The sequence below is a fragment of the Pseudotabrizicola sediminis genome (genome assembly GCF_004745575.1).
GTDB lineage: Bacteria > Pseudomonadota > Alphaproteobacteria > Rhodobacterales > Rhodobacteraceae > Pseudotabrizicola > Pseudotabrizicola sediminis.
The window spans coordinates 21,636-33,291 of sequence record NZ_RPEM01000002.1 but is presented as its reverse complement, the minus strand read 5'-3'; the positions used below and the strand labels follow the sequence as shown (position 1 = coordinate 33,291).

Sequence of the window (11,656 nt, the reverse complement as noted above, 5' to 3'; positions counted from 1 at the left end):
CAACCATGGCATTGGCACCCGCATCGGCGGATGATGAAATCTTCGCGCTGCGTCTTGACCGGTCTGCCTCTGACCTGTGGCCCATGCTGGAGGCGCTGTATGGTCGCCACCCGGCCTTTGACGCATTTCGCGCCAACCTGCTGAAGGCGTTGAAGAAAGCCTGGGCCGCGCGGCCCGCCGACCTGAAACGGCTGGACTTGAAACGTGATCTGGAGCCAGACTGGTTTCAGCGGTCGGACATGGCGGGCTATGTGTTCTACATCGACCGCTTTGCCGGCACCCTGCGCGGTGTGCTGGACAAACTGGATTACCTGAGCGACCTGGGCATCACCTATGTGCACTTCATGCCCTGTCTCAAACCCCGCCCCGGTGACAGTGACGGCGGCTACTCGGTGATGGATTACCGCCAGATCAACCCGGCCTATGGCACGATGGCGGATTTTGAGGCGGTCAGCGCTGCCTTGCGGGCGCGGGGCATGTCGCTGTGCATTGATCTGGTGCTGAACCACACCGCCAAAGAGCACCCTTGGGCGAAAAAGGCGGCCAAGGGCGATGCGCGGTATCAGGACTATTACCTGATGTTCGATTCGCCCGAGATGCCGGAGCGCTACTCTGAGACGCTGGTCGAAGTGTTTCCCGAACATGCGCCGGGGAATTTCACCCATTATCCGGCGTTTGACCGGTGGGTCTGGACCACGTTCAACGAACACCAGTGGGATCTGAACTGGGCCAACCCGCAGGTGTTTCTGGAAATCGTCGAGATCATGCTGCATCTGGCCAATCGCGGAGTCGATGTGCTGCGGCTGGATGCGGTGGCCTTCATGTGGAAACGGCTGGGCACGCGCTGCCAGTCGGAGCCCGAGGTGCATATGCTGTTACAGGCACTGCGGGCGTGCAGCCGGATTGCCGCCCCGGCGGTTATTCATCTGGAGGAGGCGATTGTGTCGCCCTCCGAGATGCTGCCCTATCTGGGGCGCGGTCAGCATGATGGCAAAGAGGGCAACCTTGCCTATCACAACAGCCTGATGGTGCAGTTCTGGAGCGCCTTGGCCACGCGCGATACGGGGCTGATGGGGCATGTGCTGGCGACGCATTTTCCCGAAACCCTGCGCAACGCGACCTATGCCACCTATATCCGCTGCCATGACGATATCGGTTGGGCGATAACGGATGAGGATGCGCGGGCGGTGGGCATGTCCGGCCCGGCGCATCGGGCGTTCCTGTCCGATTTCTATGAGGGCGGCTTTCCGGGGTCTTTCGCGCAAGGCACGTTGTTTCAGGTGAATGAGGCGACGGGCGACAAACGCATATCGGGCAGCTTCGCCGCCCTTGCGGGGCTGGACCGGGCGCAGGCGGCGGGCGATGCGGCGGGGGTGGCGCTGGCGGTGCAGCGTATTCTGATGGGCCATGCGCTGATCGCGAGCTTTGGCGGTATCCCATTGATTTATATGGGGGATGAACTGGCCCTGCCGAATGACCATGGCTATCTGGACGTGCCCGAACACGCGCATGACAGCCGCTGGATTCACCGCCCGCGCATGGACTGGCAGGCGGTGGCGCGGCGGAATGAGGAAGACACCCCGGCGGCGCAGGTGTTTTGGGGCACGCGGCATATTCTGGCGCGCAGGCGGGCAGTGGCAGCGCTGCATGCAGGCAATGGCACGCGGGTGGTGTTCCCGGACTCGCGCGGCGTGTTTGCGTTTCAGCGGCTGGCCCCTACGGGCGTGGTGCTGTGCCTGTTCAACTTTACCGAAGACTGGCAGCATGTGCCGGAGGATTGGTGCCGCGCGCAGGGGATCAGCCAGATGCACGACGCACTGTCGGATCACCCGGTGGAAACCCATCAGGGTGCGGTGGCGCTGCCGCCCTATGCGCGGGTCTGGCTGGTCTGATCAGCCGTAGTCGCGCGCGCCGAAAATGGCGCTGCCGACGCGGATATGGGTGGCCCCATGGGCGATGGCCACCTCGAAATCGCTGCTCATGCCCATCGACAGGCCGCTCAACCCGTTGCGGGCGGCCATGTCGGCCAGCATGGCGAAATGCGGGGCGGGGTCTGTGCCTTCGGGCGGGATGCACATCAGGCCCTGCACGGCCAAATCCATCGCGCGGCATTGGGTGATGAAGGCATCGGTATCGTTGGGCAGGATGCCGGCCTTTTGCGGCTCGGCCCCGGTGTTGACCTGAATGAACAGCTGCGGGCTGGAGCCACGGGTCTGCGCCAGTTTGGCCAGCTTTTCGGCCAGTGACGGGCGGTCGACGGTGTGGATGGCGTCGAACAGATCAACCGCCAGCTTGGCCTTGTTGGTTTGCAGCGGGCCGATCATGTGGACCTGCACCGCGCCGAAGCGGGCGCGCAGGTCGGGCCATTTGGCCTGCGCTTCCTGCACATAGTTTTCGCCAAACAGGCGGTGGCCCTGGTCCAGCACCCCGACCACGCGGTCAAGCGGTTGCACCTTTGACACGGCGATCAGCTGGACAGACTCTGGCGTGCGGCCATGCGCGGCGCAGGCGGCGGTCAGGCGGGACTGGATGGCGGCAAGTGACATGGCGAAACCCCTGTGTGTGGTGTGCCCCATAGCACAAAAGAAAAGAGCGGGCACAAGGCCCGCTCTTTCCATCATGTTGATCGGTTAGGATCAGAACGAGAATGTCAGACCAAGGTCAGCAGTGTTCCGACCAGACGCGCCATCAGCTTTGGTGTTCACGAGACCACCAACCACTGCTGCGTTACCGCCAAGGTCATAGCTTGCACCAATACCCGTGTAACGGGTCTTATCGCCGCCAAAGTCTTCCACGCGGTGGAACGCGGACACGCCAATCGCGTCAACGGAGTACGAAGCAGACAAACCGTACTGTTTGAAGTCCAAGTCAGACGAACGACCATAGACTGCTTTCAGGTCAACGCCCGAAAACGACGCGCCCGCCGAAGCTACGACATGATCGATCGACACGCCATCAGCCTTAGCGCTTTCATAACCCACCCCGAAAGAGTAGGAATCAACAGAATAGCCCACGGCAACCGAAAGCACCCGCTCAAGAACGCCGTTAACATCGTTACCTGGATTGTCAGCCGACAGTGCGAAGGTCAAACCACCCGTGCTGTACACATACAGCGCAGTTGGCCGAACTCCAATTGCAGTCTGGTCTTCGTCGAAGAAAAATGGCAGCTCAAATTCGTCATTGATAATCGACGCAATGCCACCGTTACCAAGGAACATGTTGTCGCTCTTGTCACCCAGCCCGGTGAAGCCGACGCCAGCCAGGTCGCCAACGATCTGTTCTGCAGCGCCGTTGACGTCACCCATGCTCAGCCTGCCAAACGCGCCAGACATGAACACTGAGCCAGCCGTACCAGCGTTACCACCGGCAGCGTTGTCTGCGCGAATGGTACCACCAAACGCCAGACCCGTGTCGGTTTCACCCGAAGCGGTGAACACAATACGGATTCGGCTAGAGAACTGAAGCTCTTGTTTGTTGTCAACATCGAAGAAAGCTTTTTGGCGATCTTCGGTGTAAATTACGCCCATGCGAGCCGAACCCGACACGGTGATTTCAGCAGCGGCGACGGTGGCAGTCATTGCCAGAACGGTCGACGCGAGAAGAACTTTTTTCATGTTATTCCCTCTTTCCTCAAGGTAAGCCCGCCGCAGGGGAATCCGCAGTCGGAATGAGGGTGTTTTCTACCCGGACACCCCGGATTGCAACGAAGACCGCAGTTGCCGCCAAAAACCGGGAAAGCGTGGTGCAGCAATGCAACAGATGGCCGGGCGGGCCACTATGGCTGCGCGCGCCATCCATAAGGTGGTGCCGGGCGGGCTGTGAAAAGCCTTGGCACGCCCCAAGCCCTAGGCTAGACAACCGTTAAAGAGATTGCGGGGGTGCGGATGTTCTTTCACCGTCTGGCACGGGTTGTCATTTTCAGCGGATTGGTCGGCGGGCTGGCGGCCTGCGGCGGCGGCTTTGCCAGCGGCGACAGCGGTTTGTTCCGCCGCACGCCCGGCATTCCCAGCGAACGCCAGCTTGACCAGAAGGCCCGCGCCGACGCACAGCGCGCCGCCCTCGCGCGGTCTGCGGGCGAAGAAGAGCAGGGGTCCACCATCTGGGATCTGTTCGGCAACCGCGACGACCCGAACACCACCGTCGAGGTGAACAAGTATCTGTGGCAGGCCAGCCTTGAGATTCTGAACTTCCTGCCGGTCGAATCGGTTGATCCGTTTACCGGTGTGATTTCTACTGGCTATGGCACGCCTCCCGGTGGCGGCCGCGCTTACCGCGCCACGGTCTATGTGCAGGACCCGGCGCTGGATGCGCGTTCTTTGCGCGTGGCGCTGCAAACGCGCGGCGGCGGGGCGGTGGCGACGGAAACCGCAAGGTCCATCGAAGACGCGATTCTGACCCGCGCGCGCCAGCTGCGCATCCGCGACAGCAAGCTGTAAGATTTGTCCCGGTGGGATGTGACGGGGCACCACTGGTGCCCCGTTTGCGTTTGGCTGCCGCGCGCAGCCTCGTTTTACAGCCGGTTTCGCCTGACGACTGGACCTTTTGCCTCGCTTCGGTGTAACTCCGCCCAGCACCCGGAGGTTTTTCATGTCGCGCTACGAACCCGCCCAGATCGAACCGAAATGGCAGGCCGCCTGGGATCAGGCCCAGGCCTTTCTGGCCAGGCGCGATCCGGCAAAGCCGAAGTATTACGTGCTGGAGATGTTTCCCTATCCGTCAGGGCGCATCCACATGGGGCATGTGCGCAATTATACCATGGGCGATGTGGTGGCGCGCTACAAGTCGGCCTGTGGATTTTCGGTATTGCATCCAATGGGTTGGGATGCGTTCGGCATGCCTGCCGAAAACGCGGCGATGGAACGTGGTGGCCACCCGAAGGACTGGACCTACAGCAACATCGCCGACATGCGCGGCCAGATGATGCCGCTGGGTCTGTCCATTGACTGGACCCGCGAGTTCGCCACCTGCGACCCGGAGTATTACGGCCAGCAGCAGGCAATGTTCATCGACATGATGGCAGCGGATCTGGTCTACCGCAAGAATGCGGTGGTGAACTGGGACCCGGTTGACATGACCGTGCTGGCCAATGAACAGGTGATCGACGGCAAGGGCTGGCGGTCTGGTGCGGCGGTGGATCGGCGCGAGCTGACGCAGTGGTTTTTCAAGATCTCGGATTATTCCGAAGAGCTGTTGTCCGCGCTGGATGGGCTGACCCACTGGCCGGAAAAAGTGCGGCTGATGCAGGCCAACTGGATCGGCCGGTCGCGCGGGTTGCAGTTCGGGTTTGAGACGGTGGGCGCTCCGGAGGGTTTCGGCACGCTGGAGGTGTATACGACGCGGCCCGACACGCTGATGGGGGCATCATTTGCCGCGATCTCGGCAGATCACCCGCTGGCGCGGGCGTTGGAGTCTGACCCGAAAGTGGCGGCTTTCGTGGCCGAGTGCCGTCGCGGTGGCACGTCGGCGGAAGAGGTCGAGACGGCAGAGAAGATCGGTTATGATACCGGTATACGGGTGAAGCATCCGCTTGATCCGACATGGGAATTGCCAGTGTGGATCGCGAATTTCGTGCTGATGGACTATGGCACCGGGGCGATCTTCGGCTGCCCGGCGCATGACCAGCGCGACTTTGAGTTTGCCAGCAAATACGGCTTGCCGATTGACGCGGTTTTTGGGCCTGAAAACGGGGATGACGGGCCGCTGACCGAGGCGTTCGTCCCGATGAAATCCGAGCGCGTGCGGTATGTCCGCGGCTTTTCCGGCAATGTGGTGCAGACCGGCGATGACGCGGTGGCAGCGGCGATTGCCCATGCGGAGGCGCAGGGCTACGGCACCGGCGTCACCAAGTTCCGCCTGCGCGATTGGGGGGTTTCCCGCCAGCGCTATTGGGGCTGCCCGATTCCAGTGGTGCATTGCGCGGCCTGTGGCGTGGTGCCCGAGGCCAAGGAAAACCTGCCGATCCGCCTGCCCGACGATGTCAGCTTTGACGTGCCCGGCAACCCGCTGGACCGGCATCCGACCTGGCGCGACTGCACCTGCCCGAAGTGCGGCCATGCTGCACGGCGGGAAACCGATACGATGGACACGTTCGTTGATTCGTCGTGGTACTACGCCCGCTTCACTGCCCCGCGTGCGGCGACGCCGACATCATTGCCCGATGCCGATTACTGGATGAACGTCGACCAGTATATCGGCGGCATCGAGCATGCGATTTTGCATCTTTTGTATTCCCGCTTCTTCGCCCGTGCGATGGCCAAAACCGGGCATCTGCCCGACTCGGCGATTGAGCCGTTCAATGCGCTGTTCACACAGGGCATGGTGACGCATGAGATTTACAAGACCACCGATGCCAACGGCCGCCCGGTCTATCACCTGCCGGAAGATGTTCAGCGCAGCGACTCTGGCGCAACGCTGGCAGATGGCACCGTGGTCGAAGTAATTCCTTCGGCCAAGATGTCGAAATCAAAGAAGAATGTTGTTGACCCGATGAACATCATCGCCAGCTTCGGGGCCGATACTGCACGCTGGTTCGTGATGTCGGACAGCCCGCCGGAGCGGGATGTGGAATGGACCTCTTCGGGAGCGGAGGCCGCCTTCAAGCATCTGAGCCGCGTCTGGACCCTGTGCAGCCGGATCGGCGATATGCCTGCGGATCATGTGGGGACCGGCGATGATGATCTGCGCCGCGCCACCGCAAAGGCCATTGACGAGGTGACGAAGTCCATCGACGGTTTTGCCTTCAACAAGGCAATTGCGGGGCTTTACGGGTTCACCAATACGCTGGCACGCGCCAACGCCTCGACGCCGGTGATGAAGGAAGCGATCCGCACCTTGGCGCAACTGATGCAGCCGATGGTGCCGCATATCGCCGAGTCGATCTGGAGCTTGCAGGGCGGTCAGGGCCTGTGCTGTCAGGCCCCTTGGCCCTCTGCCGATCCGGCGTTGCTGATTGATGACACGGTGATCCTGCCAATCCAGATCAACGGGAAGCGCCGGGCGGAAATCAGCGTGCCCAAGGATATGCCTGCGGCAGAGATTGAAAAGATTGCTTTGGCGGATGAGGATGTGATCAGGTTTCTTGCCGGTCAGCCGGTGAAGAAAATCATCGTTGTGCCGGGGCGTATCATAAATGTCGTTGCCTGACCGCAGATTTGTGCTTTTGGCGCCACTGGCCCTGATGGGCTGTGGCTTTGCCCCGGCCTTTGGGCCGGGGGGTGCAGCGCAGGGTCTGCAGGGTCGGGTCCGGGTCGCGGACCCTAATGACAAGCGGGGGTTCGATCTGGTCGAGCGGCTGGAAGAGCGGCTGGGCCGGCCCGAAGCCCCCCGGTTCGATCTGAATTACACCATCGTGACCAGGGCAGAAACATTGGGGATCACGCCCGAAAATGCGATCACCCGCTATCACCTGACCGGAGTCATCGACTGGACCCTGATCAGCCGCGAGTCGGGGCAACGGGCGACCGGCGGGCGGGTGCAGGGGTTCACCGCCTATTCCGCTACCGGCAGCACCGTGGCGGGGCTGACAGCCGAAGAAGACGCAGCCTTTCGTCTGATGCGGATTCTGGCCGATCAGATCGTGACCCGTCTGATTGCCACCTCGGGTGCCTGGGCATGATCCTGAAGGGGATCGAAGCCAGCCGCTATTTCGCAAAGCCCGACCCGACCAAAGCCGGCGTGCTGATCGCCGGGGCCGACCCGATGCGTGTGGCCCTGAAACGGCAAGAGCTGATTGCGGGCCTGATCGGACCGGAAGGCGAGGGCGAGATGCGCCTGACCCGGATTCAGGCATCTGAGATGCGCAAGGATGCTGCGGCCTTGCTGGATGCGGTCAAGGCGGTTGGTTTCTTCCCCGGTCCGCGCGTGGCGTTTGCCGAGGATGCGACAGACACATTGGCCCCGACCATCGCGGCGGCTTTGAAGGACTGGAAATCGGGCGATGCGACTATTGTGGTCACGGCTGGCAATCTGACCGCAAAATCGGCGCTGAAGATGCTGTTTGAAAAACACCCCAACGCGTTTTGTGCGATCCTCTATGACGACCCGCCCACGCGCGAAGAGATCGCGGATGCGTTGAAAAAGGCGGGGCTGACCAGCATAGACCGCGAGGCGATGGCCGATCTGACCACGCTCGCGCGGGCGCTGGACCCGGGTGATTTCCGGCAGACGCTGGAAAAGATCGCGCTTTACAAGCATGGCGACCCCACGGCCCTGACCCCCGTCGATGTGGCCGCCATGGCCCCGGCAACGCTGGAGGCAGAGGTCGATGACCTGCTGCACGCGGTGGCAGATGGCCGGGCCCCAGCCATCGGGCTGCTGATGCGGCGGCTGGAGGGGCAGGGTGTGCTGCCGGTGACGATCTGCATTCAGGCGCTGCGGCACTTCCGGGCGCTGCACATCGCGGCCTCGGACCCGTCGGGCGTGGCGAATGGGCTGCAAAGGGCGCGGGTGTTCGGGCCACGGCGCGACCAGATGCAACGGCAGGCCCTGGCTCTGGGGATGCGCACGCTGGAAAAGGCTGTGGCAGATCTGCTGGAAACCGATCTGACCCTGCGATCCACGTCGCGCGCGCCGGGCATGGCGCTGATGGAACGGGCGCTGATCCGGTTGGCGATGGCGCGGCGGCAGGATACACGGTAGGCGATGCCAGAAACCTGCGGGAGTGTTGGAATGTCAGAGTTCGAAGCCGTGCTGGACCCGCTGGCCCGCATCACCCGCAAGCACAAGACCATCGAGGCCTATGTCTACTGGCACAAGGACACCGCATGGTCGGATGCTGCGGGTGAAAGCCTAGATGCCGAAGAAATCGTGTTCTATGCCGAGGGGCTGTTGATGGAGGGCTTTGGTCTGGCCTGGGATCATCTGGCCGACCCGCAGCTTGGCGATCACATCCGGCTGTGCTTCTGGCAGGGTGCGCGGCCGGTACCACCCGCCTCGCCCCAAGGATCAACCCGTCTGGCGGGCGGAGAGAGCAGCGGTAACCCGGTCTAACCGCTTTGCGGTCAGACCTGTGCCGCGTGTCGCCCGGCCCAACGGCCGGTCGCCCAGCAGCCTGTCAGCAGATAGCCCCCGGTCGGGGCCTCCCAATCCAGCATCTCGCCACAGGCAAAGACGCCCGGCACAGCCCGCAGCTCCAGCCCGTCCGTCAGGCTGTCGCGGGTGATGCCGCCGGCGGTGGAAATCGCCTCGTCGATCGGCCTTGGCCCGGTCAGTTGCAGCGGCAGCGCCGTCAGGGCGCGTTCCAGCGGCATCTGGCGGCCAAACTCCATGACCAGCGCAGCCGCGGCCGGAGAGAGGCCCAGCTTGCGCAGCCGGTTGGCCAGACTGTCGCCGCGTTTCAACCGCGCAATGCGGGACGACACGGCCAAGGGGGCCAGATCAGGCAGCAAGTTGACGGTCAGCGGGGCCCCGTCCCGCAACTGCGCGGAAAGGGCGTATATCGCGCTGCCTTCCACCCCGCGCGCGGACAGCACAAATTCACCCCGCACCGATTGCGACCCTGCCATGAGCAGCGCGGGCTTGATCGGCTGGCCAAAATACGGGGTCATATGAGGCGACCAATCCACGCCGAACCCCATATTGGCCGGGCGGAACGGAGCGAGCGTGACGCCCCGTTCCGCCAGCCACGGCACCCAAGCCGCATCAGACCCCAGCCGCGCCCAACTGGCCCCGCCAAGTGCCAGAACGGTCACCCGTGGGCGCAAAAGCTGTGGCCCGTCGGCTGTGGCAAAACGCAAGGCGTCGCGGTCCCACCCCTGCCAGTGCCAGCGCGTGCGCAGGTCCACGCCCTGCCCGGCCAGCCGCAGCAACCAGGCGCGGAGCAGCGGCGACGCTTTCATCGCCTTGGGAAACACCCGGCCAGAACTCCCAGTGAACACGTCCTGCCCCAGATCCCGACACCACTGCGCCACCTGTTCCGGGCCGAAATCACGCAGCATCGGGGCCAGCCAGTCGCTGTCAAAGGCGGCGGCAAAGGGGGCGGGCGGTTCATCCTTGGTCACGTTCAATCCGGACTTTCCGGCCATCAGAAACTTGCGGGCCGGGGACGGCTTGACCTCGGCCACCACAACGCGGCGCCCGGCACGCGCCAGTTCCTCTGCCGCCATCAGACCGGCGGGGCCTGCGCCAATGACGAGCGCGTCAATCATGCGGATCGCAAGACCTGATGGATCACCTGCTTCACCCTTACCGCTCCCTCTGCCCATCTGCTTCTTTGACCCGGAACAGAGCTGATGGCAACAATCACCCCCGCTTGGTCATTTCCTGTTCAAAAATATCCCGGGTTGCGCAGTGGAGTCGCCATTGGTCCGAGAAACCAATGATCCGGGGGCAGAGCCCCGGAGGGTGCCGCCTTGCCGCCACCACAGACTAAAAAACCCCGCCATGCAGACATGGCGGGGCAAGTGGCACTGCAGGCGGACTGCAGTGCTGGCGTACACGGAATATCAGGGGGGTAGGGCGGGGTTCACCCCGCCACTGCGTCAGGCCGCTATCAGTTCGGCCGCGCGTGATCAGCTTCCATCTCGGCACGGATCTGCTGGCGCAGGATGTCGATGGGAATCATCTTGCCGTCGCGCTTGAAATGCCAGTAGGTCCAGCCGTTGCAGCTTGGCGCACGTTCATAAGCGGCACCAACCTGATGGATCGAGCCCTTGACGTCATTCCCCACCAGAGTGCCATCGGCGCGGACCTTGGCCATGTAGCGGTTGCCGACCGAATACAACTCTTCGCCCGGCCGCAGCATGCCACGCTCCACCACCTGCCCAAAGGGCACGCGGGGTTCAGACCGTTTCGATCCCGTGATCTCCAGCGCCGAGGCGTCGAATTTGCGCACGCGGGCAAGGCGGGCTTCGGCCACGGTGCGGTAGGCTTCCTCGCGTTCGATCCCGATGAAGTCACGGCCCAGCATCTTGGCCACGGCACCCGTGGTGCCGGTGCCGAAGAACGGGTCCAGCACCACATCGCCGGGATTGGTGGTGGCAATAAGGATGCGGTGCAGCAGGCTTTCGGGCTTTTGCGTCGGATGGGCCTTGTCGCCATTGGAGTCCTTCAGCCGCTCATGCCCGGTGCAGATCGGCAGCACCCAGTCCGACCGCATCTGGATGCCGTCGTTCAGTGCCTTCAGCGCCTCGTAGTTGAAGGTGTATTTCGCAGATTCATCGCGCGAGGCCCAGATCAGGGTTTCATGCGCATTGGTCAGGCGCTTGCCCTTAAAATTTGGCATCGGGTTCGATTTGCGCCAGACGACATCGTTCAAGAGCCAGTAACCCTGATTTTGAAGCTCGGCCCCAAGGCGGAACACGTTGTGATAGCTGCCGATCACCCAGATCGCGCCATTGGGTTTCAGCAAGCGCTTGGCCGCTTTCAACCAGGCTTTGGTAAAGTCATCATAGACGGCAAAGCTGCTGAACTGGTCCCAGTGGTCATCCACCGCGTCGACCTTGGAATTGTCGGGCCGGTGCAGATCGCCCTTGAGCTGCAGATTATAGGGGGGGTCGGCGAAGATCAGGTCTACCGATCCCGCTGGCAGGCTGTTCATCACGTCGATGCAGTCGCCTGCAAGGATCTGGTTCAGGGGCAGATCTGCACCTGGTGCTTTGGTCTTTGACGTCATCTTCTGCCTCTGTCCCCGGCGTCATTTGGCGCGCCGTATCTGTGG

10 protein-coding genes are annotated in these 11,656 nt (G+C 62.7%); 6 read left to right on the top strand and 4 right to left on the bottom strand.

Annotated features, from left to right (window positions below; all coding sequences use genetic code 11):
- The first annotated feature begins 5 nt into the window (after nt 1-5).
- A complete protein-coding gene (locus EEB11_RS02800) occupies nt 6-1,892 on the top strand; it encodes an amylosucrase (RefSeq protein WP_245298750.1) in 1,887 nt (628 codons plus the stop codon).
- Here the strand turns inward: EEB11_RS02800 and EEB11_RS02795 are convergent, their stop codons facing one another.
- Nucleotides 1,893-2,546, bottom strand: a complete 654-nt coding sequence (locus EEB11_RS02795; protein WP_135428908.1) for a YggS family pyridoxal phosphate-dependent enzyme — start codon at nt 2,544-2,546, stop codon at nt 1,893-1,895.
- A gap of 90 nt (nt 2,547-2,636) precedes the next feature.
- The gene (locus tag EEB11_RS02790; RefSeq protein ID WP_135428907.1) at nt 2,637-3,614 is read right to left on the bottom strand and encodes a porin; all 978 of its coding nucleotides are present in this window, start codon (nt 3,612-3,614) and stop codon (nt 2,637-2,639) included.
- A gap of 270 nt (nt 3,615-3,884) precedes the next feature.
- On the opposite strand from EEB11_RS02790, the gene EEB11_RS02785 reads away from it, so the two are divergent.
- From EEB11_RS02785 to EEB11_RS02765, 5 genes are all read left to right on the top strand, one after another.
- Entirely contained in the window at nt 3,885-4,436 is a 552-nt protein-coding gene (locus tag EEB11_RS02785) for a DUF3576 domain-containing protein (protein ID WP_135428906.1), read from the top strand.
- Between the two features lie 151 nt (nt 4,437-4,587).
- Entirely contained in the window at nt 4,588-7,143 is a 2,556-nt protein-coding gene (gene leuS, locus EEB11_RS02780; RefSeq protein ID WP_135428905.1) for a leucine--tRNA ligase, read from the top strand.
- The gene (gene lptE, locus EEB11_RS02775) at nt 7,130-7,615 is read left to right on the top strand and encodes an LPS assembly lipoprotein LptE (RefSeq protein WP_135428904.1); all 486 of its coding nucleotides are present in this window, start codon (nt 7,130-7,132) and stop codon (nt 7,613-7,615) included. Before leuS ends, lptE begins: the two co-directional genes overlap by 14 nt.
- On the top strand, nt 7,612-8,637 hold the full coding sequence (gene holA / locus EEB11_RS02770; RefSeq protein WP_135428903.1) for a DNA polymerase III subunit delta: 1,026 nt from the start codon (nt 7,612-7,614) through the stop codon (nt 8,635-8,637). The genes lptE and holA overlap by 4 nt, the downstream gene beginning before the upstream one ends.
- A 30-nt stretch (nt 8,638-8,667) precedes the next feature.
- On the top strand, nt 8,668-8,988 hold the full coding sequence (locus EEB11_RS02765; protein WP_135428902.1) for a hypothetical protein: 321 nt from the start codon (nt 8,668-8,670) through the stop codon (nt 8,986-8,988).
- 11 nt (nt 8,989-8,999) lie between these two features.
- On the opposite strand, the gene EEB11_RS02760 is transcribed toward EEB11_RS02765, so the two are convergent.
- On the bottom strand, nt 9,000-10,142 hold the full coding sequence (locus EEB11_RS02760) for a TIGR03862 family flavoprotein (RefSeq protein WP_135429280.1): 1,143 nt from the start codon (nt 10,140-10,142) through the stop codon (nt 9,000-9,002).
- A 347-nt stretch (nt 10,143-10,489) separates the two neighbouring features.
- Complete coding sequence (locus EEB11_RS02755) at nt 10,490-11,611, bottom strand: site-specific DNA-methyltransferase (protein ID WP_135428901.1); 1,122 nt, start codon at nt 11,609-11,611, stop codon at nt 10,490-10,492.
- Nucleotides 11,612-11,656: the final 45 nt, after the last annotated feature.